The 26,208-nt window shown below is 65.0% G+C and carries 26 protein-coding genes and 1 pseudogene; 12 read left to right on the forward strand and 15 right to left on the reverse strand.

The annotated features are described in order from the left end of the window. Positions 1-51: 51 nt before the first annotated feature. Positions 52-1,317: an ATP-dependent Clp protease ATP-binding subunit ClpX gene (gene clpX, locus ACW172_RS18415; RefSeq protein WP_492032870.1), complete on the reverse strand. Its 1,266-nt coding sequence runs from the start codon at positions 1,315-1,317 to the stop codon at positions 52-54. Positions 1,318-1,517: 200 nt separating this feature from the next. Here clpX and ACW172_RS18420 point away from each other — a divergent pair, with 200 nt between their 5' ends. Beyond that, positions 1,518-2,195 carry an HAD-IB family hydrolase gene (locus ACW172_RS18420; RefSeq protein WP_492032871.1) on the forward strand — a complete coding sequence of 226 codons (678 nt, stop codon included), beginning with the start codon at positions 1,518-1,520 and terminating at the stop codon, positions 2,193-2,195. A 19-nt stretch (positions 2,196-2,214) separates the two neighbouring features. Here ACW172_RS18420 and ACW172_RS18425 read toward each other — a convergent pair whose 3' ends face one another. The 6 genes from ACW172_RS18425 to ACW172_RS18450 all read right to left on the reverse strand — a co-directional run bounded on the left by ACW172_RS18425 (position 2,215) and on the right by ACW172_RS18450 (position 7,830). Continuing rightward, positions 2,215-2,535, reverse strand: a complete 321-nt coding sequence (locus tag ACW172_RS18425) for a hypothetical protein (protein WP_492032872.1) — start codon at positions 2,533-2,535, stop codon at positions 2,215-2,217. A gap of 29 nt (positions 2,536-2,564) precedes the next feature. Continuing rightward, positions 2,565-3,464 (reverse strand): alpha/beta hydrolase family protein, encoded by a 900-nt coding sequence (locus tag ACW172_RS18430; protein ID WP_492032873.1) that lies wholly within the window; start codon positions 3,462-3,464, stop codon positions 2,565-2,567. 76 nt (positions 3,465-3,540) lie between these two features. Then, the gene (locus tag ACW172_RS18435) at positions 3,541-4,182 is read right to left on the reverse strand and encodes an ATP-dependent Clp protease proteolytic subunit (protein WP_492032874.1); all 642 of its coding nucleotides are present in this window, start codon (positions 4,180-4,182) and stop codon (positions 3,541-3,543) included. Positions 4,183-4,364: 182 nt separating this feature from the next. After that, on the reverse strand, positions 4,365-5,708 hold the full coding sequence (gene tig / locus ACW172_RS18440) for a trigger factor (protein WP_492032875.1): 1,344 nt from the start codon (positions 5,706-5,708) through the stop codon (positions 4,365-4,367). Between the two features lie 145 nt (positions 5,709-5,853). Next, positions 5,854-6,849, reverse strand: a complete 996-nt coding sequence (locus ACW172_RS18445) for a hypothetical protein (protein ID WP_492032876.1) — start codon at positions 6,847-6,849, stop codon at positions 5,854-5,856. Positions 6,850-6,903: 54 nt separating this feature from the next. Continuing rightward, positions 6,904-7,830 carry a polysaccharide deacetylase family protein gene (locus tag ACW172_RS18450; RefSeq protein ID WP_492032877.1) on the reverse strand — a complete coding sequence of 309 codons (927 nt, stop codon included), beginning with the start codon at positions 7,828-7,830 and terminating at the stop codon, positions 6,904-6,906. 75 nt (positions 7,831-7,905) lie between these two features. Here ACW172_RS18450 and ACW172_RS18455 point away from each other — a divergent pair, with 75 nt between their 5' ends. Beyond that, positions 7,906-8,616, forward strand: coding sequence for an MBL fold metallo-hydrolase (locus ACW172_RS18455; protein WP_492032878.1), 711 nt, complete (start codon positions 7,906-7,908; stop codon positions 8,614-8,616). Between the two features lie 9 nt (positions 8,617-8,625). Beyond that, positions 8,626-9,243: an ankyrin repeat domain-containing protein gene (locus tag ACW172_RS18460; protein ID WP_492032879.1), complete on the forward strand. Its 618-nt coding sequence runs from the start codon at positions 8,626-8,628 to the stop codon at positions 9,241-9,243. A gap of 4 nt (positions 9,244-9,247) precedes the next feature. On the opposite strand, the gene ACW172_RS18465 is transcribed toward ACW172_RS18460, so the two are convergent. Further along, positions 9,248-9,544: a hypothetical protein gene (locus ACW172_RS18465; protein WP_492032880.1), complete on the reverse strand. Its 297-nt coding sequence runs from the start codon at positions 9,542-9,544 to the stop codon at positions 9,248-9,250. Between the two features lie 110 nt (positions 9,545-9,654). Here ACW172_RS18465 and ACW172_RS18470 point away from each other — a divergent pair, with 110 nt between their 5' ends. Together ACW172_RS18470 and ACW172_RS18475 are read left to right on the forward strand one after the other, a co-directional pair. Further along, entirely contained in the window at positions 9,655-9,825 is a 171-nt protein-coding gene (locus ACW172_RS18470) for a hypothetical protein (RefSeq protein ID WP_492032881.1), read from the forward strand. 95 nt (positions 9,826-9,920) lie between these two features. After that, positions 9,921-10,148 carry a con-10 family general stress protein gene (locus ACW172_RS18475; RefSeq protein ID WP_492032882.1) on the forward strand — a complete coding sequence of 76 codons (228 nt, stop codon included), beginning with the start codon at positions 9,921-9,923 and terminating at the stop codon, positions 10,146-10,148. A gap of 79 nt (positions 10,149-10,227) precedes the next feature. On the opposite strand, the gene egtB is transcribed toward ACW172_RS18475, so the two are convergent. The 3 genes from egtB to ACW172_RS18490 form a co-directional block, all read right to left on the reverse strand. Then, a complete protein-coding gene (gene egtB, locus ACW172_RS18480; RefSeq protein ID WP_492032883.1) occupies positions 10,228-12,384 on the reverse strand; it encodes an ergothioneine biosynthesis protein EgtB in 2,157 nt (718 codons plus the stop codon). Positions 12,385-12,602: 218 nt separating this feature from the next. Next, on the reverse strand, positions 12,603-13,814 hold the full coding sequence (locus ACW172_RS18485; protein WP_492032884.1) for an acyl-CoA dehydrogenase family protein: 1,212 nt from the start codon (positions 13,812-13,814) through the stop codon (positions 12,603-12,605). Between the two features lie 118 nt (positions 13,815-13,932). Then, positions 13,933-14,238, reverse strand: coding sequence for an SCP2 sterol-binding domain-containing protein (locus ACW172_RS18490; RefSeq protein ID WP_492032885.1), 306 nt, complete (start codon positions 14,236-14,238; stop codon positions 13,933-13,935). Between the two features lie 279 nt (positions 14,239-14,517). Between ACW172_RS18490 and ACW172_RS18495 the strand changes: the two genes are divergently transcribed. Then, a complete protein-coding gene (locus ACW172_RS18495) occupies positions 14,518-15,780 on the forward strand; it encodes an aminotransferase class V-fold PLP-dependent enzyme (protein ID WP_492032886.1) in 1,263 nt (420 codons plus the stop codon). Positions 15,781-15,830: 50 nt separating this feature from the next. Here ACW172_RS18495 and ACW172_RS18500 read toward each other — a convergent pair whose 3' ends face one another. Then, a complete protein-coding gene (locus ACW172_RS18500) occupies positions 15,831-17,126 on the reverse strand; it encodes an OprO/OprP family phosphate-selective porin (protein WP_492032887.1) in 1,296 nt (431 codons plus the stop codon). Positions 17,127-17,217: 91 nt separating this feature from the next. Continuing rightward, complete coding sequence (locus ACW172_RS18505) at positions 17,218-18,534, reverse strand: Hsp70 family protein (RefSeq protein ID WP_492032888.1); 1,317 nt, start codon at positions 18,532-18,534, stop codon at positions 17,218-17,220. Between the two features lie 406 nt (positions 18,535-18,940). Between ACW172_RS18505 and ACW172_RS18510 the strand changes: the two genes are divergently transcribed. From ACW172_RS18510 to ACW172_RS18535, 6 genes and pseudogenes are all read left to right on the forward strand, one after another. Then, on the forward strand, positions 18,941-19,240 hold the full coding sequence (locus ACW172_RS18510) for a ferritin family protein (protein ID WP_041795963.1): 300 nt from the start codon (positions 18,941-18,943) through the stop codon (positions 19,238-19,240). Next, positions 19,240-19,674, forward strand: coding sequence for a type II toxin-antitoxin system VapC family toxin (locus ACW172_RS18515; protein WP_248117506.1), 435 nt, complete (start codon positions 19,240-19,242; stop codon positions 19,672-19,674). The genes ACW172_RS18510 and ACW172_RS18515 overlap by 1 nt, the downstream gene beginning before the upstream one ends. Next, the gene (locus tag ACW172_RS18520; RefSeq protein ID WP_492032889.1) at positions 19,671-20,939 is read left to right on the forward strand and encodes an AAA family ATPase; all 1,269 of its coding nucleotides are present in this window, start codon (positions 19,671-19,673) and stop codon (positions 20,937-20,939) included. The genes ACW172_RS18515 and ACW172_RS18520 overlap by 4 nt, the downstream gene beginning before the upstream one ends. 101 nt (positions 20,940-21,040) lie before the next feature. After that, a complete protein-coding gene (locus ACW172_RS18525; RefSeq protein WP_248117508.1) occupies positions 21,041-22,066 on the forward strand; it encodes a hypothetical protein in 1,026 nt (341 codons plus the stop codon). Further along, positions 22,063-22,917, forward strand: coding sequence for a hypothetical protein (locus tag ACW172_RS18530; protein WP_248117510.1), 855 nt, complete (start codon positions 22,063-22,065; stop codon positions 22,915-22,917). The genes ACW172_RS18525 and ACW172_RS18530 overlap by 4 nt, the downstream gene beginning before the upstream one ends. Before the next feature lie 47 nt (positions 22,918-22,964). Beyond that, positions 22,965-23,716 (forward strand): annotated as a pseudogene (locus tag ACW172_RS18535) (IS5 family transposase). Between the two features lie 13 nt (positions 23,717-23,729). On the opposite strand, the gene ACW172_RS18540 reads toward ACW172_RS18535, so the two are convergent. Then, positions 23,730-25,091, reverse strand: a complete 1,362-nt coding sequence (locus ACW172_RS18540; protein ID WP_248117512.1) for a hypothetical protein — start codon at positions 25,089-25,091, stop codon at positions 23,730-23,732. Beyond that, complete coding sequence (locus tag ACW172_RS18545; protein ID WP_248117514.1) at positions 25,091-26,200, reverse strand: toll/interleukin-1 receptor domain-containing protein; 1,110 nt, start codon at positions 26,198-26,200, stop codon at positions 25,091-25,093. Before ACW172_RS18545 ends, ACW172_RS18540 begins: the two co-directional genes overlap by 1 nt. Between the last annotated feature and the right edge of the window lie 8 nt (positions 26,201-26,208).

Consider the following 26,208-nt stretch of genomic DNA (forward strand, 5'->3'; position numbering starts at 1 on the left):
GGGGCGCATCCGGCTGGATGCGCCCCTTGATCGTCTGGCTTGAAGGCCGGCTCAGGCCGCGCCGTCGGCCGCCTTCTTCTTCTCGGCGTAGATCAGCAGGGGCTGGGCCTTGCCGTCGATGACCTCGGCGTTGACGACCACTTCCTCCACGCCCTCGAAGGTCGGCAGCTCGAACATGGTCTCGAGCAGGATGCCTTCCAGGATCGAGCGCAGGCCGCGCGCGCCGGTCTTGCGGGTGATGGCCTTCTTGGCGACGGCGTTGAGCGCGTCGTCGGTGAAGGTCAGGTTGACGTTCTCCATCTCGAACAGGCGGCGGTACTGTTTGATCAGGGCGTTCTTGGGCTCGGTCAGGATGGTGACCAGGGCGGTTTCGTCCAGATCTTCCAGGGTGGCCAGAACCGGCAGACGGCCGATGAACTCGGGGATCAGGCCGAAGCGCATCAGGTCGTCGGGCTCGACGCCCTTGAGGATGTCGCCGGTGCGGCGTTCGTCGATTTCCTTGACCTTGGCGCCGAAGCCGATCGAGGCGCCCGCGCCGCGCGCCGAGATCACCTTCTCCAGGCCGGCGAAGGCGCCGCCCACGATGAAGAGGATGTTGGCGGTGTCGACCTGCAGGAACTCCTGCTGCGGATGCTTGCGGCCGCCCTGCGGGGGCACGGAGGCGACGGTGCCTTCCATGATCTTCAGCAGGGCCTGCTGCACGCCCTCGCCCGAGACGTCGCGGGTGATGGAGGGGTTGTCCGACTTCCGGGAAATCTTGTCGATTTCATCGATGTAGACGATGCCGCGCTGGGCGCGTTCGACGTTGTAGTCCGAGGCCTGGAGCAGCTTCAGGATGATGTTCTCGACGTCTTCACCCACATAACCGGCTTCGGTCAGGGTGGTGGCGTCGGCCATGGTGAAGGGCACGTCGATGATGCGCGCCAGGGTCTGGGCCAGCAGCGTCTTGCCCGAGCCGGTCGGCCCGATCAGCATGATGTTCGACTTGGCCAGTTCGACGTCGTTGTTCTTCGTCGCGTGGTTGAGGCGCTTGTAGTGGTTGTGCACCGCGACCGAGAGGACCTTCTTGGCGTGGCCCTGACCGATGACGTAGTCGTCGAGAACCTCGCGGATCTCCTTCGGGGTCGGGACGCCGTCCTTCGACTTCACGAAGCCGATCTTGTGCTCTTCGCGGATGATATCCATGCAGAGTTCGACGCATTCATCGCAGATGAACACGGTCGGCCCGGCGATGAGCTTGCGCACTTCGTGCTGGCTCTTCCCGCAGAAGGAGCAGTACAGGGTGCTCTTGGCGTCAGTTCCGGCGGCTTTGGTCATGGACCCTTCTCACTCTCGCGGAGCCTTTCCCCTCAGGTGAGGTTGAGACTGACGCGCTTCCTTCGCGTTGATTCCACCACTATGGACGCGAAGATATTCAAAAAATGACAATCACCCATCCCAACGCCACTCACAACCCCGCTCTGGTGAGCAGTTCGTGATGAGCGTGGATTGGTCTGTATGGATGGGGATCACGGCTTATGAGTGACATGGGGAGCACGGACGCCGTTCGCCAGAGGGGCGAACCGGGCGCGGGTTCGAACACCAGCCTGGCGGACGGACAACCCATTGTGGCGTTCGATTTCGACGGCACCCTGACGATCCGCGACAGTTTCACCGAATTCCTGCGCTGGCGGGCCGGTCCGGCGGGCTGGGCCCTGGGTCTTGTGAAGATGGCGCCGGCGGTGGCCCACTATGCGCGCGACCGCGACCGGGGACGGATCAAGGCGGCCTCGGTGCGCGAATTTCTCGGCTGCGTGGACCGGACGACGCTCGAGGCCGACGCCGAACGCTTCGCCGACGCCGTCTGGGATCGGTTCATGCGGCCCGACGCCCTGGAATGCTGGAAGGCGTGGGGCGACAAAGGGGCGCACCGGGTGATCGTCACCGCCTCGCCCGTGACCACGGTCGCGCCGTTCGCAAAACGGCTGGGCGCGGACGCCCTTCTGGGCACCCCCCTGTTCTTCGACGCCGACGACAGGGTGTCCGGCGCCTTCGCGGGGCCGAACTGCCGGGGGCCGGAGAAGGTGCGGCGGCTGCAGGCGGCCTATGGCCCCGAGGTGAAGCTGGCTGCGGCCTATGGCGACACCTCGGGCGATACGGAAATGCTCCAGATCGCCGCCGAGAAGGGCTTTCGGGTGTTCAAGGGACGGCCGTAGGGGCGATCAACGCCCCAACCTAGCGTCCCTGGGCGTCGACGTCGAACTCGACGGCCTTGCCGCGCGAGGTGGGTTCCCAGCCGGCCTCGATGGCGGCGGCGACGGCGTTCTTGACGTAGTCGACGTTGACCTTCTGCTTCTCGAGGTCCGGGTGGCCGTTGGCGCGCATCGGCATAGGGAACTGGATGATGGCCTCGCGCTTGTAGCCCTGGAGCCAGAGGCTGACGGCGATGCCTTCCCAGTTGTTGCCGGTGGTGCGCCGGGGCTGGCGGCGCAGCTCCCAGTCGTAGAGTTCGCCGTCGACCTCGACGGTCCCCTTCTGATCGCGTGTGTGCTGCATGGGCGGCCCCATACCATAGAGTCGGCGAATTAGTCGCCGAAGCCGGCAGCTTTCAGGGCGTCGACGATCTGGTCAATCAGGCCCGGCGTCTCCTGAATGCCGGAATGGTCGGCGGCGGGGACGACGATCAGCCGCGTGGAGACGCCCTCGCGGCGCAGGGTCTGCTCCAGTCGCGAGGTGGCGAGGAAGGGCACGGTGTCGTCGTTGCGGGCCGCAACCACGACGGCCGTTCCGCGATAGCCCTGAAGGGCCGCGCCCAGATCGAAGCGGGGTACGTCGTCGCCGACCACGGGCCGGACCAGACCGCCGAGGGGGCCGGCCTCCTGGGCGGCGCCGGCGCGGATGACCTGTTCGAAGCTCTGGAAGGTCGAGATCAGGACGAGGTCGGAGGCGTGGTCGGTGCGCCCGGCCAGATCGCCGCAGACCGTGCCGCCCAGCGAGTGCCCCCAGAAGGCGAGATCGCCGGTGCGGCCCGTGGCGAAGGCGTGGTCGACGCGGGCGGAGACCGCCTGGTTCATCGCCTCGAACTGGTCGGGCGTCCCCTGCCCCGCTGAGTCGCCATAGCCGGGATAGTCGAAGATCCAGACGTCACCGAGCGGAGCCAGCAGGGCCACGACCTTCTGCCCGCCCAGCTCGCGCCGGAACATGTTGCCGCCGCAGAAGACGATCAGGGGCTTGGGTGTTGAATGCTCAAACCGCGTCAGGGCCACCGGGCCGAAGGCCGCAGGCAGCGTCTCCTCGGTCACCGTCAGGCCCAGCCGGGCGCCGACCTCGGCAAGCGGCAAACCCGGCGTCATCCGCATTCCCGCCGCCGTCAGCCGGGCGTCGGTCGGAACCACGTCGTCGCCGGTCAGGCGATAGGTGTAGCAGCCGGACAGGGTCGCGGCGGCCGCAACGGCGATGACGAAGAGAGTCGTGCGAAGGGTCATGGAACGACGCTAGCACAAAGAAAAAGGGGCGCGCCGTGTCCGGCGCACCCCTCTTCGATCCAAAAAGATCGTCGGATCAGACGGTCTTGATGCCGTCGGCTTCGGCTTCGGTCCGCTTGTCGTAGACGTGGTCGACGATGCCCCAGGCCTTGGCGGCCTCGGCGTCCATGAAGTGGTCGCGGTCGAGGGTGGATTCGACCTCCTCATAGGTCCGGCCGGTGTGCTGGACGTAGATCTCGTTGAGGCGGCGCTTGGTATAGCGGATGTCGGCGGCGTGCAGCTCGATGTCCGAGGCCTGGCCACGGAACCCGCCCGAGGGCTGGTGGACCATGATGCGGGCGTTCGGCAGGGCGATGCGCTGGCCCGCCTCACCGGCCGTCAGGATCAGGGAGCCGGCCGAGGCGGCCATGCCCATGACCACGGTCGAAACCGGGGACTTGATGTACTGCATGGTGTCGTAGATCGCGAGCGCCGAGGTCACCTGACCGCCGGGGCTGTTGATGTACATGGAGATTTCCTTCTTCGGGTTTTCCGATTCCAGGAACAGCAACTGGGCGCAGATCAGCGACGCCATGCCGTCCTCGAAGGGACCCGTCAGGAAGATGATCCGCTCGCGCAGCAGGCGGGAGAAGATGTCGAAGGCCCGCTCGCCCCGGCTGGATTGCTCCACGACCATGGGGACGAGATTATTGGAGATGTAGTCGATCGGATCGCGCATATGGCCTTCTCGGATGCTTGTGGGCGGCGACTCGGAAGTTCGCCGCCTCATTGAACAGCATATCGCGTTGCCAAGCCCTTGACGCAAGGTGGGCGCCCGTCGCGGGTCGCGGAATCGAAAAGGGCCGGCCCGCGCGAACGGACCGGCCCTTTCAGGATCGGATCAGATCAGAGGAAGGAGCCTCAGCCCTCTTCTTCTTCCTTGAGCAGTTCTTCCTTGGTGATCGGCGTATCGGTGGTTTCCGCCTGACCGAAGATCAGGTCGACGACCTTCTCTTCATAGATCGGGGCGCGCATCTGGGCGGCGGCGTTGGGGTTCTGGCGGTAGAAGTCCAGGACCATACGCTCCTGACCCGGGTAGTTGCGGGCCTCGGCCATGATGGCGTTGTTCAGTTCCTGATCGGTGACGCCGACGTTGTTGGCGCGGCCGATCTCGGCGAGCACCAGACCGAGGCGCACGCGGCGCTCGGCGATCTTGCGGTACTCGGCCTTCAGCTCGTCGTCCGACTTCTTGGCGTCTTCTTCCGGCAGGTCGCCCTTGGCCTTGTCGGCCTGGACCTGTTGCCAGATGCCGTCGAACTCGGCGTCGACCATCTTGGGCGGCAGGTCGAAGCTGTGGGCGCTGTCCAGTTGGTCCAGCAGGGCGCGCTTCTGCTTGAAGCGGGCGGCGCCGGCGTATTGCTGGTTCAGGTTGCCGCGCAGCAGCTCCTTCAGCTTGTCCAGCGATTCCAGACCGATGCGCTCGGCGAAGGCGTCGTCGACCACGCCGGCGACTTCCGACTTGATGGCCTTCACGGTGATGTCGAAGGTGGCCAGCTTGCCGGCCAGGTTGGCGGCCTGGTAGTCGGCCGGGAAGGTGACCTCGATGGTCTTTTCTTCACCGACCTTGGCGCCGACCAGCTGCTCTTCGAAGCCGGGGATGAAGCGGCCCGAGCCGATCACCAGGTCCGCGTCCTCGGCGGCGCCGCCGTCGAACGGCACGCCGTCCAGCTTGCCCAGGAAGTCGATGGTCAGTTGGTCGCCGTCGGCGGCCTTCACGGCCTTGCCCTTCTTGTCCTCGTAGGACTTGGCCTGGCCGGCCAGTTCGGTGAGGGCTTCGTCCAGATCGGCGTCGGTCGCCTCATAGGTCGGGCGGGTCAGCTTCAGGGTCTTGGGGTCGACGGGCGTGAAGTCGGGCATGACTTCCAGCTCCATCTCATAGGCCAGGTCTTCCTCGCCCTTGATGACCTTCTCCATGTCGGAGACCAGCTTCATCTCGGCCGGGGCGGCGGGGCGCACCTTGGCTTCGTCGAGGGCCTTCTGGCTCGTCTCGTTCAGCTCGGCGTTGATGATCTCGCCCATCATCTCGCGGCCGAAGGTCTTCCTGACGTGGGCGGCGGGCACCTTGCCGGGACGGAAGCCCTTCAGCTTCATCTGCGGCGCGACTTCCTTCAGCTTGGCGTCCAGCTTCGCGTTCAGCTCGGTGGCGGGGATGGTCACGGCGATGACGCGGCTGAGACCTTCGGTGGATTTTTCGACGACTTGCATGGTCGGGATCTGACGTTCTGGGGCGCAACCGGCCAACGCGGCCATACGCGAAATGGATAAAGCAGAAGAGCCGCCCCGATCAGGGGCGGCCTCGAAGCCCGCCCTTATGTCGAGACAGGCTCCAAAGGTCAACGCGAACGTGCGGCTACTGAGATGTAGCCTTCTTCGCGGAGGCTCGCGCCGTGCGCGGTGGTGCCACCGCCGGAGCGCTCGTCTGCGCCGCCTGCCCCGCCAGCGTCGAAAGCGTGGCCATCAGGGCGAGATTGTCCTGGCGGTCGAAATCCTTCTGCAGCAGGTCCGTGGTCGTCTCGCCCTTGCGGAGGATGAAGTTCCGCTCGGTGGCGGCCAGCAGGCCCAGCATCGCCAGAAGCGGCTCGTCCCCGCGATCGGCTTTGACCAGACTCATCTCCTGATGCAGCCGCACGGCGAGCAGCCTCGACTGGAAGTTGGTGAGTTCATTCTGGAAATAGCGGCCCTCGGTCAGGTTCCGGCGATAGGTCGACAGGAAGAAGAAGGCGAAGACGCTGGCGCTCAAGGACAGCAGCGACCGCGCCCCGGCGACGAACCAGAAGGCCCTAGCGTCCACCAGATGAGGCGGCATGAAAACCGACACCGCCAAAATGCCGGTCGAAACAACCGCACCCGTGCCCCCCAGAATCAGATTGAGATTGGCCTTTCGATCCTGATTTTCGATCTCCGCCTCGAGCCGCGTGGAAATATCGGCCGAGATAGTCTCCGATGGAGTTTTCGCGGGTGCGGCGATCGATGAATGGGGCTTTGGAGAATCTGATCGATCAGGATCGTCAGGTTCATCTAAGAAAACTTCAGACAGCCCATAGATATCACTAAACGGATTGAAGGTCCCGTCCTTCAGGTAAGCCTGCGTCGCTATACCCAAAGCTCCAAAAATGGCCAACAAAATGAAGAGCCCAGCGTACACTCGGGTTAAGGACGCAAACTCTCGCAAAAAGTCGAAGCCAAACAGTGTTCCCAAATCATCTGACAATGCGAATGCCAGAGCGGCAACCACGCCAATTGCAAAAAGTGTGATCAGGTTGGTCACATAAGCACGGCGGCGCTTTTCAGCGCGAGCCATAGGGCCATCGCCTGACACCTCCGAAACGTTCAACTCTTCTGTCATGCAACCCTCCGATAACGGCGTTCGCACGACTACCCTTGGGTTGCAAGCCTCAGGTCAGAGACCCAGCCCGTCCATGGCGGGCTTCTCATAGGGACCGTCCTCGCCGGGAGAGCGCAACCGGGCCTCGAATCGGCCGTCGGCCTTGGCCAGTTGCCAGATCAGGCTGTTGGCGGCGGGGGCGATGTCGGGCTGCGACTGGAACACCGGATCGGCGAAGGCGGCCTCGGCGTCGATCAGGGTCCAGCCCGCGTCGCGGAAGCCCTGAAGCACCTTGGGCAGGAACAGGGCCGTGGCCAGGGTGTGGTGGATCAGCAAGGTGTGCGGCGGGCTGCGGCCCAGAACGTCGCGGGCCAGGCCGTCGTAGAAGGCGGCGCGGTCCAGCAGGTGGCGGACGAGGAAGTCGCCGTAGGGCGTCACGTCGGCGCTCGGGTCCTTGTCCAGCCGCTCGCGCAGGCGCTGATCCACATACCAGTCCGAGGCGTCGATGGTGACGTGAGCGTTATGCAGACCCCGGTCGGCGAGGACGGCGCGCATCCGGTCGCGGGTCTCGGCCGTCCGTCCCTCGGCGAGGAAGGGAAAGCGGAACAGGGGCCGGGTCGTGGCATATGGCGCGATCAGGGACGCACAGCGGTCGATGTCCGCGCCGAGGTCGCCGGGGTTCGATCCGCCGTAGTAGGCGTGGGCGTATGTGTGGTTGCCGATCAGATGCCCGGCCTCGGCCCAGGCGGCCAGATGGGCGGCGCCGGCGGCGGTGTCGACATATTTGCCCGCGACGAGGCCGGCGGCCTTGATCCCCGCGCCGTCGAGGGCGTCCAGCACGGCGCGATGGCGGGCCGCGCCGGTCATCAGGGCGCCGTCGGCGATGTTGAAGTCGTCGATGGTGATGGCCAGGCGGGGGCCGTCGGCGGCGCGGGCGGCCCCCGTGGCCGTCAGGGCTGAGGCGGCGGCGAGGCCGGACAGAAGGTGGCGACGGGTCAGCATGCCGCCTTCCTAGCAGGCGGGCTCCGGTCGGCGCGACGGCTTTCGCCAGAGGGCGCGGGCCGCTATCTGTCGGGGATGAGCCAGAGCCCCTCCCCTCAGCCGCCCGTCGGCGTCTTCATCACCCCGGTCACGCCGCTGCAGCAGAACTGCACGACCGTCTGGTGCACGAAGACGATGAAGGCCGCCGTGATCGATCCCGGCGGCTCGGCCGACGCCATTCTGGGCGAGATCGCGCGGCGCGGCCTGACGCTGGACCAGATCTGGATCACCCACGGCCACCTCGACCACGCCGGCGGCGCCGCCGAGATGCAGGAGAAATCGGGCGTCGAGATCATCGGCCCGCACATCGAGGACCTGTTCTGGATCGAGGGCATTCCGATGCAGGGCCAGCGCTACGGCCTGCCCGAGGCGCGGACCTTCACCCCGAACCGCTGGCTGAACGACGGCGACGTCCTGACGCTGGGCGAGACGACCTGGGAGGTGGTGCACTGCCCGGGGCATACGCCGGGCCACGTCGTCTTCTTCAATCGCGCCATCGGCTTCGCCCAGGTCGGCGACGTCCTGTTCCAGGGCTCGGTCGGCCGCACCGACTTCCCGAAGAGCGATCCCGAGGCCCTGATCCAGTCGATCACGAAGAAGCTCTGGCCACTGGGCGACGGCGTCACCTTCGTCCCGGGCCACGGGCCGCACTCAACCTTCGGGCAGGAGCGGCAGACCAATCCGTTCGTGTCTGACCGGGCGCTGCTGGGGCCGCGGCTGTTCCGCGAACCGACCGGGCCGTCCTAGGCCGCGACAATGGCACACCGGTCCGCGCCCAATGACCCGGCCCTGCTCGCCCTGATGCAGGCGATCAGCGGCGGTGATGCGGATCAGGCGGAGCAGCGACTGCGCGAAGCGCCGGCGCTGGCGAGGGCGGCCCTGACCGCCGACGCGTCATTCCATCGACCAAAAGCCGCCTATGTCGGCGACACGCCGTTGCATATCGCGGCGGCGAACCACGCCCCTGGCATCGTTGAACTGCTGATCGGCCTGGGCGCCGACCTCCGCGCCCGCAACCGCCGGGGCGCCGAGCCCCTCCACTCCGCCTGTGTTGGTCAACCGGGTTCGCCGGTCTGGGGTTCAGCCGCGCAGGCAAAGGTCGTCGCTCGGCTGGTCGCGGCCGGCGCCGATCCGGAAGCGCGGAATATGGACGGGGCGGCCCCGCTGCACCTGGCAGTCCGGACGCGGTCCGCCACAGCGGTGGAGGCACTTCTGGATGCTGGCGCGGACATCAATGCCCGCAACGGCAGCGGCTTCACGGCCCTGCTGCTGGCAATGCACACGACGGGCCGGAGCGGCTCGGGGTCCGTCGAAGCCAGGGCCCTTCAGGCGGATATCCGGGCGCTGCTGGAGCCGCGCGGCGCCCGGACGTGAAAGATCACCGCCGCAGCAGCAGGCCGATCAGGACGCCCGCGCCGATCGCGTAGAGCGCCGTCTTCGTCGGGTTGTCGCGGATAAGCTCGCGGGTCTGCTCGGCGTGATCCTTCGCCCACAGGCGGCCCTGGTGCAGGTCCGAGCGGACGGCCTTGCGGATGCCTTCGGAGCGGGCGAAGGCGCGGCCTTCGGCGTCGGCGATCAGGGTGTCGGCCTTGCGACCCAGACGCTGCGCGGGCCCTTCCTCGCGCAGGTCATCGGAGAGGATGTCGTCGGCGGTCGGGGTGTAGGATTCAGTCATCGGAAAAGCTCCCTGGAGTTCGGCGGAAGAACCGGCGCCCGCCGGGTCGGGTTCCCGGGTTTCTGAACATCGCGAAGGTTTGAACGTTCTCCTCGCGACAGGAGACCGACATGAGCCACACCGACCCCGATATCGATCCGGGCCAGCCGCCCGAATTCCCCGACGAGCCCGCGCAGACGCCCGATATCGATCCGGGCGGCGCCCCCGACGAACTGCCTGAAATCCAGCCCGGCGGCGGTGATGAAGGCGATTCGAGAACGTTCGACCAAAACGCAAGTTGATTGTTCCGATCAACCGATGATCGCGAGGCGGAACCTTGACCGACCCATTGGGTTCTTCATCGCAAGCACCACACTACTCAGGAAGGAACAGCCGAATGGCCGAAGGTCAGACCAACCGCCCCTCGGGTGTCTCCAAGCGGGGCTTCGCCTCGATGGACCCGGAACGTCAGCGCGAAATCGCCCGCAAGGGCGGGGCCAGTGTGCCGTCCGAGAAGCGGAGCTTCTCGCAGGATCGGGGCCTGGCCGCCCAGGCCGGCCGCAAGGGCGGCGAGGCCTCGCATGGCTCGCGGCGTCCCGACGACGTCGAGAACCAGGCAGAGTAGCCCCTCCCCGGAGAACGCAGAAATCAGGCGGCGAGACCCGAACGGTTTCGCCGCCTTTTTCTTGCTTCGCGCCCCGCCTTCAACTGGCGCTGAGCAGCGCCAGGGCGACCGAGGGCGCGGGCCCGGTCTCGAACAGGGTCACGGTCCAGCCCGCCGCCTCGGCCATCTTGATCACCGAAGCGCGGGTGTATTTGCGCGAGCTTTCGGTGTGGATGGTCTCGCCCTTCGCGAAGCGGATTACGGTGTCGCCGATATGGACGCTTTGATCCCGCGCCGAGCGCAGGTGCATCTCCATCCGGGATTCGGCCGCGTTCCAGACCGCGACATGGTCGAAGGCGTCGAGGTCGAAATCGGCGTCGAGTTCCGCGTTGGCGCGGACCAGGAGGTTCCTGTTGAACGCCGCCGTCACCCCTTGCGCATCGTCATAGGCGGCGACCAGCAGCTCGGGTTCCTTGACCAGATCGACGCCCAGAATGAACAGGGAGCCGTCGTCCAGCCGGGCGCGCGCGACCTTCAGGAAGTCAATGGCGGCGTCGCGGTCCAGATTGCCGATGGTCGAGCCGGGGAAGAAGCCGATGCGGCGCCCACGGCCCAGCTCCGGCAGCGGCGGCAGATTCAGGAAGTCCCCGACCACCGGTACGACCTCGATCGACGGATAGGCCGCCGTGATCCGCTCGGCCGCCTCGTTCAGGGCGTCGGGGCTGATGTCGATGGGGATGTAGGTCGACAGATCGGGCGCCGCGTCGAGGATGATGCGGGTCTTCTCGCTGGCCCCCGAGCCGAACTCGACCAGGACCGCGTTGTCGCCGAAGTCCCGGGTCAGGCGCGGGGCGAGATCCTTGAGCAGGGCCGCCTCCTGCCGCGTCGGATAGTATTCCGGCAGGCGGGTGATGTCCTCGAACAGGCGCGAGCCCTCGGCGTCGTAGAACCACTTCGGCGACACGGCCTTCTGCGGCTTTGACAGCCCCTCGATCAGCTCGGCGCGGAAGGCGGCATTCTCATCGGTATCTTCGACGGCGCGGTCGGGCGCGACGTCCTCGGCCAGTCTCAGGCCCATGAACGCCCACCTCTGATGCGGATAGAAGAAGTTGCGGTAGGTCGCCCGCGCATGGCCCGGAGGCGTAGCGAAGCACGACCCGCGCAGGACCATCTGATTGGCCATGAACTTGCCGTTGTACTCGGACGCCGTGCCATCGGTCGGTTTGAAGCCGGGGTAAGGGGAATAGCTACTGGCCGTGTGCTGCCAGACCTCTCCGAACAGGTTCGTGAAGGCGCCCCCGCCGGTTACAGCCGCATGCTCCCACTCGGCTTCCGTCGGCAGGCGCTTGCCGGCCCAGCGGGCGTAGGCGTCGGCTTCGTAGAAGGAGATGTGGCGCACCGGGGCTGACGGATCGACGGGGGCGAGACCCGCGAGGCCGAACACAGACCAACCGCCCTCCCCTGCATGCCAGTAGAGGGGCGCTGTCCAGCCCTCGGCCTTCACCGTCGCCCAGCCGTCCGACAGCCAGAGTTCGGGCCGCGAATAGCCGCCGTCCTGAATGAAGCGGATCCAGTCGCCGTTGGTCACCAGATCAGTCGCCAAGGCGAAGGGCGGGAGGAAGACGCTGTGGGCCGGTCCCTCGTTGTCGAAGGCGAAACCCTGACCGTCATGGCCGATCGTGACCAGACCGCCGTCGAACCGCGTGACGCCCCCGACCGCAGGCTGAACCGACGCCTCGCGCGGCTCCGTCGCATAGGCCGCCGGGTCCAGAGGCGAACGTGACATCAGATAGAGCAGGTCCATCAGGAACAGCTCCTGATGCTGCTGGTCGTGATGCAGGCCGAGCGCGAACAGATAGCGTTCGGCGCCGGACGTCAGGCCGCGCGACAGCCGGTCGACCATGCGGCGGTCGATCTCGCGGCGGTAGGCCAGAACCTCATCCAGCGAAGGCCGGGTCATCAGGCCGCGCTCGGGCCGGGCGACGCGCTGGCCCAGCGCTTCGTAGTAGGAGTTGAACAGCTGCCGCCAGCGCGGATCGACGGGTTTGTAGCCCGGCTCGGCGGCGAGGATCATCTCCTCGAAGAACCAGCTGGTGTGGGCCAGATGCCATTTGCCCGGGCTGGCGTCGGCCATGGGCTGGGCGGCCAGATCCTCGGGCGACAGACCCTGCGCCAGCTCCGGCATCCGGGCGCGGACGGCCCGATACAGGTCGATGTCGTCCGAAGCGGACGACGGAATACGTGCGAGATCGTTCATAGCGACAGCCTCCGCCCGGGTTGCCCACGGCGGTTCCCCACCCGGCCCTGAAATGTCACCGGCGCGGTTTGGTTCCTGTGTCGGGAACCGCAAGCGTCGATGGCGGGGAGATGGGGATGGCTGTCAGCTTCGCCATGGATCAACCGCCGTTCGCCGGAAGAAAAGCCCCTTCGGCGAACGGCTGCTGACAAAAACGGGCGAGCGCCGTTCTTTGGCCCTTACCGAACCGGCTTGCCGCCGTGCTTGGCGTATTCCAGTCGGGCGATGGTGCGGTTGTGAACCTCGTCCGGACCGTCGGCGAGGCGCAGGGTCCGCACCCCCGCGTAGAGCTCGGCCAGGGGCGTGTCGCCCGAGACGCCGGCGCCGCCGAAGGCCTGGATGGCGTCATCGATGATCTTGAGCGCCATACGCGGGGCCGCGACCTTGATCTGGGCGATCTCGGACTTGGCGTTCTTGGCGCCGGCCTGATCGATCATCCAGGCGGCCTTGAGCACCATCAGACGGCACATCTCGATATTGGTGCGGGCCTCGCCGACGCGCTGCTCCCAGACCGAATGCTCGGCCAGCTGCTTGCGGAAGGCGGTGCGGTTGAGCAGGCGCTCGCACATCAGGTCCAGGGCCCGCTCCGCCGCGCCGATGGTGCGCATGCAGTGGTGGATGCGGCCCGGCCCGAGGCGGCCTTGGGCGATCTCGAAGCCCCGGCCCTCGCCGGCGATCAGGTTGGTGACGGGGACCCGGACGTTGTCGAGCACGACCTCGGCATGGCCGATCGGGCGTTCGTCATAGCCGAAGACGGTCAGCATCCGCTCGACGCGGAAGCCGGGCGTGTCGGTGGGGACCAGGATCTGGGACTGCTGCTGGTGGGTCGCCGCCGAGGTGTCGGTCTTGCCCATGACGATGGCGATCTTGACGTTCGGGTGGCCCATATTGGTCGACCACCATTTGCGGCCGTTGATCACATACTCATCGCCGTCGCGGACGATGGAGGTCTGGATGTTGGTCGCGTCGGACGAGGCCACGGCCGGTTCGGTCATCAGGAAGGCCGAGCGGATGGTCCCGGCCATCAGGGGTTTGAGCCACTGCTCCTGCTGGGCCGCGTTCCCGTACATATGGAGCACCTCCATATTGCCGGTGTCGGGGGCGTTGCAGTTGAACACCTCGGCCGACCACAGCGACCGGCCCATGATCTCGGCCAGGGGCGCGTATTCGAGGTTGGTCAGGCCCGCCCCGTGCTCGCCCGGCAGGAACATGTTCCACAGACCCGCCTCGCGCGCCTCGGCCTTCATGGTCTCCATGATCGGCGGCTGGACGGTGTGGTCGGCATGGACCTGGGCCCAGTATTCCGCCGCGCGCGGATAGACCTTGTCGTCCATGAAGCGCTGCACCCGCTCCTGCCAGTGCAGGCCGCGTTCGCTGTGCTGAAAGTCCATGTGCGTATCCTCTTTCGTGATCCCCGGTCGTGCGCCGGGCTTGGGAGTCGGGTCGAAACGAAAACGGCGCGGCCCCGTGGGAGCCGCGCCGTCCGCTGGTCTGATTATCCGCCGCGCATCAGCGCTTCAGCAGCGCCGGCAGCTTCTGGGCGATCATCATGTCGCCCGCGATCTTCAGCTTGCCCTGCATGAAGGCCATCATGCCGTCCAGCTTGCCTTCCGACAGGGCGATGAAGTCGTCCCAGCTGATGGTGACGGTGGCGTCGGCGGGCTTGTCCTCGTTGGTGACCGTGTTCGGGGTCGAGGCGCCGTCGATGTAGATCTTGCCGGCGTCGCCCAGGTCGATCTTCACGGTCTTGCCCAGACCGGAGTTGTCGCCGACGGCGTTGCGGATGTGATCGGTGACTTGAGCCAGATCGGCCATGGGTCGTCTCCCTGAAGTTTTGTCGCCCGGATTTCGGTGACCAGAGCCCTAGACCGCCGCGAGGGGCCTCACAAGATCACGTCGGGGAAAGATCGGGTGATCAGACCGTCGTCGCCACCGTCACGCGCCCGTCCCACTCGGACGCCGGCGGGCGGCGCCCGGTCGGGATAGAAATTCTGACGCAGACGGCGGCCAGAATGGACCCCGGTGGCGCGAGCTCGACGCTCATGCCCCGGAACCCGACGCCGCAGGGGCGTCGACCTCATCGCAAGGATCGGCATGGCCGAGATCACCCGCCGCGACCTACTTGCCCGGAGCGCCGCCATCCCGGCCCTCCTGTCGGCCGACCCCGGATCGGCGAAGGCGGAGGACGACGGCTTCTGGAAGGAGATCGCCGCGGAATACGAGGTTCCGCGCGAGGTGATTCAGCTCGAGAACGGCAACTGGGGCGCCATGCCGCGTCCTGTTCAGGCCCACTACCTCGAGACTTTGGCGCGCGTGAACCGCGACACCAGCTACTACGCCCGGCGCGGCATGGGGCAGGACCTGGCGAACGCCCGCGCCCGCCTCGCCGAAACCCTGGGCGTGCCCGACGATGAGATCGCCTTCACCCGCAACGCCACGGAGGCGTTGAAAATCCTCATCGGCGGCTACAACCGCCTGATCCCGGGCGACGCCGTCCTCTACGCCGATCTCGACTACGACAGCATGCAGGACGGTATGAAGCGCCTCGCCCTGCGGGAGGGCGCCGAGGCGGTCCGCATCGCCCTGCCCGAGCCCGCGACCCGGTCGTCCCTGATCGAAGCCTATGCGGAAGCCTTCGCGCGCCATCCTCGCATCCGCCTCGCCCTGCTGACCCACGTCAGCCACCGGACCGGTCTGGCGCTGCCGGTGCGCGAAATCGTCGCCCTGGCGCGGGAGCGCGACATCGATGTGATCGTCGACGCCGCCCACAGCTGGCGGCAGCTCGACTTCAACCTGCGGGATCTGGATTGCGATTTCGTGGGTCTGAATGGTCACAAATGGCTGGCCGCCCCGCTGGGGGTCGGGCTGTTGCACATCCGCAAGAGCGCCCTCTCGCGCATCGACCATGACCTGGCCACCCCTCCTGACGGACCGGACGCCATCGCCGAACGCGTTCACACAGGAACCCTGAACGCGGCCGCCTTCCTGAGCACCCATGCCGCCCTCGGATTCGAAGCGCGCATCGGCCTTCAGAGAAAGAGCGCGCGCCTTCGGGCGCTTCGCGACCGCTGGGTCGCCCAGACGCGAGGGATCGCCAACGTCGAAATCCTGACACCCGAGGAGCCCGGTCTGTGCGGGGCCATCACATCCTTCCGGCTCGCGGGGAGGGTTTCCATGCGCGACAATGAGCTGGTCGCCCGGCGACTGCTGGAGCGCCACCGGATCTTCACCGTGGCTCGCGACGGCGTCGATCGCGGCGCCTGCGTCCGGGTGACGCCCAATCTGTTCAACAGCATGGAGGACATGGACGCGCTCGTGGCGGCCATTGCTGAGATCACCGCCCAGGGCGTGGGTTGACGGCTTGCCGGGGCCGGCGAAGGGGCGATGAGGCCGGAGCGTCGGTGCGGTCAGTAGATCCACTGGATCCGGGTCAGGAAGCTGTCGCTCTCGCCGTTGAGACCGGCCCGGTCGAGCCAGGTGTGGCCGTAGCTGGCGCCGAATTTCCAGCGGGTAGTGGCCCACCAGTTCAGCCCGACCATGACCCGGTCGAAGGAGCCGCCGTAGAGGTCCTGATCGTCGAGGTCGACGCGGGAGTAGCGCCAGACCAGCTCGGGCGCGCCCCACCGGCCCTCGGGGATCACCCGCCGCGCATAGCCGACATTGCGGTCATAGGGCCGGGTCTCGCCCGTCAGGATCCAGCTGCCGGTGACATAGAAGCCCTGGAAGGTCGGATCGCCGTGGGCCGGGGAATCGACCTTCGCCACGATATATTCGCCGAGGAAGGAGACGGAGCCGATGTTGAGCAGCGCCTCGCCGCCGAAATGCTCGGCGCTGTCGGCCGCGAAGTCGCCGGTGTCCACGGCGTTGTCGCCCATATTGGTCTCGGGCCGGCCCTTGTAGCGGGCGTTCTCGTCCACCGCCACGTGTCGCCAGGCCAGGCCCAGGTGCAGGAAGCGGTTGTTGTCCGGATCGTCCCAGACCAGGGCGGTCGCCCGGGCCGCGACGTCCATGCCGCGGTCGGTGTCTGTCTGGAATTCCCAGGCGTCGTAATAGGCGCCGAAGGCGAAGGTCGCCCGCCTGGACTCCCCGAACACATGGGTGATCCGCGCCCCCACATTGCGCGAGATGAAGAAGGGGTTCAGCACCCGTTCGCTCTGCGGCAGGTTGGCCGAGTCCCCGACCATCTCATAGGAGAAGCTCTCCTTGGACTTGCCCACCATCAGCTTGGTGTGGTCGCCGATGGGAAAGGTCAGGTTGACGTCGGTCATCTGCCAGTCCGTGGCCGGATCCGTGGCGAAACCCTTGTATTCGCCGGCGATCTGATAGCTGACGCGATAGTTGCGGCCGAACGAGCCGGCCAGCGTCAGCCGCATGCTACGGATCTGGGCGCCGTTTTCCTGATCGCCCATCTGGGCGATGTTCTCGTCGTCCTGGCTGAATCCGGTCCAGTCCCCGATCAGGGAGAGGCTGGGTCTCAGGGTGAAGAAGGGCGCGTCCGGCCCCGACGGCGCCGGCCTTCTCGGCGGGAAGTCCGGGATCACATAGTCCGGCGTCTGGCCGACCGAGGGGACATCCTTTCCGGAATGATCGCCGATCGGGGTGTCGTTGCTCTCGGTGTCCTGGGCCAGGGCCGGCGCGGCGGCGAGGCCGGCCAAGATCGCGGTCGCGGTCGCGCTCAGCAGGGTGCGGTATGGGTTCGGCACGGGAGGATCCTGCCCTGACTGGCCCCTTCGGCCAGCCAAGCTGTCGCGCCTTGTCCCGCTCGCCGCCATCGGGGAAACCCCGAGGCCTGGCTCAGGCGGATCGCCGCTCGGTCCAGAGATCGAGATCGGTCTCCCGCCCGATCAGGGCCAGACCCGAGGCGATGGCTTCGAACTCGCCGCCGGTCTCGATGCGGTCGGCGCCGAAGCGGCGCGCGAAGATGTCGCGGACGGCGGGGACGAAGGAGGTGCCGCCGGTCAGGAAGATGCGGTCCACGCCGTCCGGCTCCAGCCCCGCCTCATTCAGGGCCTGATCGACGGCGGCTTCCATGGCCTGGAGCTCGGGCGCGATCCAGCCCTCGAAGGTCTGGCGCGTGACCTCTGCCTCGATCTCCACCGAGCCGGCCTCGAAGACGAAGGTCGCGTCGTCCGCGCTCGACAGGGCCATCTTGAGCGCGGACACGGCCTGATAGAGGGCATAGCCGTGATTGTCGTCCAGCACCTCGACCAGTCGCTCCAACTTCTCGGGCTCCACCGCATTCCGGGCGATGTCGCGGATGTCCTTCATGTCGCGCGAGGCGCGCAGCAGGGCCAGTTGGTCCCAGCGGGCGAAGGCGGCGTAGTAGCGCTGGGGGATCGGCAGGGTCTTGTCGAAGGTGCGATAGAGTCCGCCCTTGCCCAGCTCCGGCGAGACCAGATGGTCAATGATGCGGTAGTCGAAGGCGTCGCCGGCGACGCCCACCCCGGACCGGGCCAGGGCGTGGGAGCGCAAGCCCTCGGGCGTCTGTTCGAAGCGGACGATGGAGAAGTCGCTGGTGCCGCCGCCGAAGTCGGCGACCAGCACCGTGGCGTCGGTCTTCAGGGTGCGGGCGAAGAAGAAGGCCGCGCCGACGGGCTCATAGGCATAGCGGATGTCGGTGAAGCCGAGCCGCTCGAACCCGGCCTCGTAGCGTTCCAGGGCCAGGGCCGCGTCGGGCGAGCCGCCGGCGAAGGTCACGGGACGGCCGACGACGATCCGGGCGGGCAGCTCAGCCATCCCCTCCCCGCCATGGCCGCGCAGTTGCAGCAGGAAGGCGCCCAGCAGGTCCTCGAACTTGTAGCGACGATTGTCGATGACCGTCTCGGTGAAGGCGGCGCTGGCGGCGAAGCTCTTGAATGACTGGATGAAGCGGGTGTCGAGCGGATCCTCGACATAGGCGTCGATGGCCCAGGGCCCGGCCGTCACCACCCGCTCCGGCGCCTGTCCCGGCGCCTGATGCATCTGGAAGCCCAGGGTCGAGCGGAAGGCGGTCAGGTCGCCGACCGGCGCCTCGAACCGCAGCACCTCGGCCTGGCCGTCCCCGCGCGTCACCGCGACCACCGTATTGGTGGTGCCGAAGTCGATGCCGATGGTCAGGACGGGGTCGGACATAGCGGACTTTCAGAACACGACGAGCCCACCGCTTCGCAAAGCGCATGGGCCGGTCAGGAGATGAGGTTCAGAAGACAGAGGCCCCTTCCTGCACTTTCGGCGCGGGGGCATGTCAGACGTCCCTGAGTGGTCAGGACGTCCGTCCTGCGTAGCGCGGCAGCGCGAAGCAGGATGGCGGGCCGCGCCCGACGATGATGAGCACTACATCTACGCTATAGCCCTCTAATGCCGCACTGCGCCCATTTCAATTGCCGCGACCATCGCGTCACTGGCCTTGGAGATGCCTCTCATCTGATAGGCCTTCCAAGTTTTCGATGGTTGCGAGAGGCTGCTCCTTCGCCTTTCAGAGCATCCTTGAAAAATTGTGCCGTGCGGCTATATTACTGGAAATATCTAGGAGGTAGCCATGGGCAGCTCGCAAAAACGTGCCATTCAAAACTATCGATCTCGCTTGAGCGAGCGCGGCTTGGCGCGCTTTGAGGTACTGGCGCGAGATGCCGATCGCGACCTTATCCGGTCCTTGGCCCGTCGCCTTGCGGAAGACGGCCCAGAGGCGTCGCGTCTCCGCGCGGCAGTGAGCCAGACCATCGGCGGCGAGCCGCCGAAGAAGGGGGGAATTCTGGCTGCGCTACGACGCTCCCCTCTCGTGGGCGCTGACCTTGATCTCGTCCGGGTCCGCGAAGAAGGGCGAGACGTCGAAATCTGATGCGCTACCTGCTCGACACCAACATCATCAGCGACATCGCGAAACCGGCCCCGTCGGAGTCCTTGCTCGCATGGATGGGGGAGCAAAACGACGAAGACCTTTTCATCGCCTCGCTGACCATCGCCGAAATCCGTCGAGGTGTTCTGGAGAAGCCGGCCGGCAAACGCCGCGATCAGCTTGAGGCATGGTTCTCAGGGCCAGAGGGTCCACAGGCACTTTTCGTCGGCCGCATACTCCCCTTCGACGAAAACGCCGGCCTGATCTGGGCGCGCCTGATGGCCGAGGGGAAATCGCAGGGTCGGCCCCGCAGCGCGCTCGACACGATCATCGCCGCCGTCGCCGAGGCTCACGGATGCACCGTCGTCACCGATAACGAGAAAGACTTTGCCGGCGTCACGATCATCAACCCGTTGCGCGCATCGGGGCGCCTATGACCTCGACAGGCGCGCGCGATGATTTTACGAAACCTACGCTTAGGCTGATGGCGCAGCGCGCAGGATACATGTGTTCCTATCCTGATTGCCGACAACTGACGATTGGCCCGTCCGACGATCGCAGGTCGGGCCTGACGATGGTCGGAGTGGGCGCCCATATCACCGCCGCCTCGTCAGGAGGGCCGCGCTACGACGGCAACCTCACGTCTGAAGAACGGGCGAGCGAGGCCAACGGCATCTGGATGTGCCAGCTCCACGGAAAACAGATCGACGACAATCCCAGCCGACACACCGCTGACGATCTGAAACGTTGGAAATCGCAACACCAGGAATGGGTCTTCGCGCGCATCGCCAGCGCCGACAGTTTGCTCAAGCATGGAATTACCAACATCTCCATCGAGAATGTCGGTCCGTTTCGCCAACGGACCAGCATCTCCCTTGGTCGGCACAATGTCGTTTTCGGACTGAACAGTTCCGGGAAATCCAGTCTTTGCGAGAGCATTGCGGCCTTTGCAGGCGGCGTGAACTTCGAGAATTTCCGCAAACGCTGGCGCCTCTTCGGGGCTGGCTCCCCGTCAATGATGATCGAGGCGGCCGTCTCAGTGAACGGCGCGAGAACAACCGTGCGGCTCAGCGAAGAGCCTGTTGCCCTCAAACGTGTCCCGAAACTCCATCAGACCCGTCTTCATATAGAGGTGAACGGGAACGTCGCAGCACACTGGCCTCGATCGCTGTTCAACATCGTATACTTGGATAGTCAAAGCCTGAAACCCAACCGGATCAAAGACCCTTTTCGCCGAGATCTGCGCGCGCTCGCGCCGCAACTTGGGATGAGCGAGGATCAGGTCTGGGACGCGCTGCGCGAAGAGTTGTTCTGTAGCTCGACCTTCGGATCGCGAATTCGCCGGATCGGCGAGTATCGCGCGGAGGTCCGCTCGGCCGGCAGTGACTTCTTTTATGAGACGGGAGGACTGGCTGGTTCCGAACATAGCTTCGCGCTGTTCGACGTCCTTCTCCGAATGATCCGGGCAGACCCAAGGCCGACCCCTTGGATGATCATCGTGGATTCCAGCCTATTTTTGGGCCTGGATAGCGACAACAAGCGCCGTCTCGTGGAGGCTTTGACACAGCTCGACGAGCCGGCCGTCCAGACGCTCGTTTGCGTCAACTATGAAACCGATGCGATCGACCTCAAGGCTGCGGACGGTGAGAAATGGGTCGGCTCCAGCGTCGCAGGCGCGTTGACCGTGCATTCGTTTTTATAGGCCCGCCCAGGATGAGCACGAGATTCCAACGCTACATAATCGATCCTCCAAGCGCGTGCCCAGCCCATCTGCGGATGCCAAGCGGGCACCCGATGAGTCAGATGTCCTTCGACATGGACGATGTCGCGCGATGCGCATGGAATGAAATTCTCCAGACCGCGCCACGAGCAACGTCTCTTTTTGCATTCCTCGAAGATCTGCTTGAACCGGGCACCAATCTCGTCTGGCGCGAACAGGGTCCAGGTCGCGGTACGGAAATGCGCCGTGCTTTCTCCGCCCTCTTCGGACGCTTCTTCGCGCGCGCCTATCTCCAGCTCAACCATGATTTCGTCTGGTTCGCTGCGATCGATGGCGACAATTTCCACCTCTCACCAAACTGGCGCGTCAGCCGGAAACCGCGCTCGCTTACGGAAATGCCCGACTGGATATGCGCCAGGCCAGGCGAACTCGCCATTGGCGAGGCAAAAGGCTCGCATCAAAAGGGGAATGCCACGCGCGGCGGTAAACCTGGTCCGATCAAGACCGCGGAGGGACAAATTATGGGTGTCCGTGTGCAAAAGCGTACACCGACTGTTCGCGGTCCGCGCTGGCGTTCCAAGAGCGTGAAAGGTTGGGCCGTCATGTCGCGATGGGGTTTGGCGTCACCGTCGCGCGATCCCTATCTCTATGTGCTCGACCCTGAAACGGAGGGAGAGAAGCTGACACCGGAAGAGATCGAAGACTTGGTCCAGGCGGTCGCTCGCACCCATGTCGCACAAACGGCGATTGGTCTCGGATTATTGAAGCCCGGCGGAGAGGATGGAAAAATCCTGACGCCGAGTCGGCGCGTGCGGGTACAGGGCGATGATCAGAAGCGCCATTTCTCGGGTGTGGTGATTACGCCGTTTGGGCCGCTCGATCTTGACCTCGACCAGGCCAACGAGCTGTCGAAACTCCTTCCCGATCCTGGGCTTGTTCGCTTCGTTGGCCTGGATGAAGAATTGTTCTCTACGTATCTCCAAGGACAACCCCTTGTGCCGAGACAGCAAGAACGGATCGGCGGTCTCTCGCTCGTCGGAAAGGACGGTCTCTTGATCGCGCCTGTCAGCCAAATCTTGGACGGCGGAATTCAGACCGAATTGACATGAAATCTTCTCAAACGGCTGGACGCGGTGACCGAACAACGACCGCGCCGATCGACGTCTGGAATCTCGACACCTTCGACGCGGCGTTGATCGACGTGTTGCACAGCCAAAAACAGGTCTTTGTCGATTACTTTGCAACCGATCGGGCGAACTACCTGGAACGCGAAGCATCGGACCGGCGGGGGCCACCCCCCTCCAACCCTCATGCCAGCGCCTATTATCGTTTCGCCGATGATTTAATGGCCGTCATGCAGACCCGCACGATCCGGGCTTGGCATCATACGCGCATGACCGACCGCGAAGTGGCCTCGGCAAGGAACAATGGTCTTTATCCGGCGACGTTGGACTTTTTGCGCGCACGCCTTGCTGATCGAGTGGCTGATGGTGACTTCACCAGCGACGAGGCGCGTGTGATTTTCGAGGCCAGCCCTTTTCAGAATGACCAACTCGGCTCGCGCGGCGGCAAGTTCTGGATGACATCTCACCCGCAGCGCATCGACGATGGCGGCGTCACATCTCTGCTCGCTCATTGGGGTGGTGAATCCGCCTACTTCAATCACGAAGAAGGCGAGATGCTCGACAAGCTATCGAATCTAGGCACCCCGCGCGTTTTCGAGATCGCCGTTCCCCTCGGCGTCACGCCCGACGCCTATTCAGCGGCCAAAGCGGTGATCGCACTCTACGCGCGCTCCCTCTCATGTCACACCGATTGGGGCGGATTCGACCTATATGCCACCTCGCACCTTGGCCCCGACAGGCTGCTAAACGTCCATAGCGCAGGCGAGGCAGACTTTGTGGCTCTCGGGCGAGGATATCCTGGGGCCTATCGTAGTCGGTATGGCGAAGACGACTAGGGCCTGTGGGGATTCACAAGTCGAGGCGGATGTGATTCACGCTGTGGATGGACAGAGATGTTTTGACAGACGCCCAGTGGGCGAAGATCGAGCCGCATTGTCTGGGCAAGCCGAGCGATCCCGGACGTAGCGGTCGGAACAACCGTCAGTTCCTGGAGGCTGTGCTGTGGATTGCTCGTACGGGCAGTCCATGGCGCGACCTGCCGGAGCGGTTCGGGAACTGGAGCACGGCGTTCCGGCGCTTCCGGGATTGGCGGGAAGCCGATGTTTTCAAGCGCATATTCGATGCGCTGTCGGATGAGCCGGACTTGGAATATGCCATGATCGACGCCACGATCGTCAAGGTTCACCGTCACGGTCAAGGCGCAAAAGGGGGACTCAAAGCCAGGCCATTGGCCGTTCCAAAGGCGGCATGACGACGAAAATCCTCGCGATGACCGATGCGTTGGGCAATTTGGTGCGCTTCCGGCTGATGCCGGGCCAGCGCCACGACAGTGTCGAGGTGCCGCCGCTGATCGAGGGCGTCGCCTTTGACGGGCTGATCGCCGACAAGGCCTTCGACAACAATACACTCGTCGCCGAACTCAACAAGCGCGGCGCCCGGATCGTCATCTCACAGCATCCGGCCCGCGCGCAGAAGCTCAAGATCGATGCCGCCATCTACGCATGGCGCCATCTCATCGAAAACTTCTTCTGCAAAATCAAAGAGTTCAAGCGCATCGCCATGCGCGCCTGCAAAACCGACCGCAGCTTCGAAGCCATGATCTACCTTGCCGCAGGTGTCATCAACTCACGATGAATCCCCACAGGCCCTAGATCGTTGACGCTGCGGGCGCCTGGATCAATTGAATCCCCTTATCGAGCAGATCGTCCAAGAAATCTTCGCGCGAGGTGATCGGTCCGGCCTGTGTCGCCAGAATGAGCGCTTCGACGATGCGACGCGCCAACGACCGAGCCAGAACTTGCTCGTCAGTCGAGATCGACGCCATCGCGCGGCCATGCAGGAAAGCGCTCCTGACGTTGAAGAGCGTCTCGTACTGGTCGGCATAGTCGCGATTGCCCAGCAGTCCGGCCACCCGTCCACGCATCTTTTTCGTCGGACTCATTTTCTTGTGCCGATCCGGGACGACGCGAAAACTCTTCTGGTAGTCGGCCTGTAGGCCCAAAGCCGCCTCGATGGTGGTTACATGCGCCAGAAACTCATCGACGTCCTCTGACAGAAATGCGCGGACGAGGAAGTGGGAGATCGGCGTTTCGAACAGGACCGTCCGCTTCGCTTGTTCGACGATTGTCCACCGATGTTGATCCCAGACGGTGATCCCCGTCTTGGCCTCGTCGGACAGTTGCAGTTCCAGCGGGCGCTGGACTTCGACCGTCCCGCCATAACCGTCGTCATAGATGCGGTCTTCCCAGTTGAGCGTATCGGCTGACGGCGGTGAGTTGGGGCGCACGAAGATGTCGCTATCGACCGTATAAACCCATGGGACGCGGAAACCGCGCCAATCGACTTCCGGCATAGTCGACCAACTTTCCCAAGGCGCGAGCAGGAAGAAAAACAGCGCGTCTTCAAGCGCGCTGGGAAATCGCCCCTTGTGCGGTTCGATCCGCCCAAAGTCCTCTCGCATGTCCATGAAAAGGACCGGCACGGCACGCGCTTCCGGCTCGTTTTCAAGCGCCACATGCTCCTCGACAACCAGCCAGTGGAATTCAGAAAATCGATCGGCATCGAAATCCACGCCCTGGAACACGCGCTGCAACCGTGTCGTATCGACGAACGCGCGAAGCTCGTCCGAAGTGAAACGGCCAATCCGCGCCGACCCGAACGCCAACGATGGGATTTCCTCCGCCATATCCAGCGGCGCGAGATGGAGGCGGCGCGCATGAGTCGCACGCAGCGCCATGTCGAGCCCCATTGCCGCCGCCTCGACAGGAGATGCGAGATGCGCCGCGTCCGCGCGAAGCCCGCATGGCAGACCGAGCGAACGCAGCGCGGTCGAGAGGGCGAATGCCGGCCCCTTCTTCCCGACATTAGGATAACCGTCACGGCAGGCGTCACGCAGCCGCTCGAACGCCGGTGCAGCTAAGAGATTATCAGGCCCAGGCGGGCTCAGCCGCCACAGCTCCGCCATCGCGCTAAGCATCGCCTCGTTCGGCGTCGGCGCTGCGTCGTCCATTAGGTGATCCGCAGTCGGCGCAAGAGCTTTGCCAGCATGGCCTCATATTCCTCGGGCTTTGAGAAATCGGCGTACATCTTGCCCTTCAGGAACTCTGGCAGCTCGCAGGCTTCGTAGAGCAGCGGTAGCACGACAACCTCGCCGCTGGTGATCTCCCGGTTCATCGCGACATCGAGTTCCTTCTTCACCCATGGCGCGTCGATCGACTTTTTGGAGAGCACGACGGCAATGTAGCGGCTGAGCTTCATGCCTTCGTCGATCTTGGCGATGAGCGAGTCGCCGATGTCGATTTCCGCCTCGTCCAGCCAGACCCGCGGCACGCCATGCGCGAGGAGATCGTCACGCAGGCGGCGCACGAACGGCTTGTCGACGCCGGTATGGCTTAGGAAAATACCACGATACTTCTCATGCGCCGGATCGGCCTTCTCCAACGCCAGGCTGTCTCGCACCAACTGGTTCTCGGCTTCTGCCGATGTCGGCGGTGTGAGCAACCATCCGACCGTCGTTCCCCGCACAACGTGTCCGCCGAGGCTGTAGCCCTCCGGCGTAGAGGCGATCGACGTCATGCCTTCGGCCGGATCTGACAGACATAAGCTCCAGCCCGTCTTCGACAGGACATCGAAATAGCGCACGAACGGGCTGTCGTGATCGATCGCGCCCATCCGCCGGCCCTTCTTCACCAGCAGCGCTGAACGCTTCACCAGCGCGGCAACTTTCGGGGCCGCATAGCCCAGATGGGTTTCGCGATAGCCGTAGAAGTTCATCCGCTTCGGCTCCGACAGGCACCAGACGACGGTGGCACCGGCCGCAATAGCGGCCTCCATCTCCTTTTCCCGGTCCTCGGCATCGAAAGCAGCATCGATGTCGTAGCTGTCGTTCTGGCCCTTCAGCTTTCCCAGTTCGTGAGGCTCGTTCGAGAACTCGCCTTCTGCGCCGAACAGGAAATGCGTGTAGCTCTGCGGATTGATAATGATCGTGTCGTATTCGTAGAGGGGGAACGCCGCGCGCGCCTTATCGACCCCAGCCTGGCAAAGCCCGAGATTTTCAATCTCAACCCCTTCGATCGTCTCGCCGGTATAGGTGACCCCGACCGTCAGTACGCGCTTCATTATCTCTC

It is taken from the genome of Brevundimonas sp. ALps5, assembly GCF_058681645.1.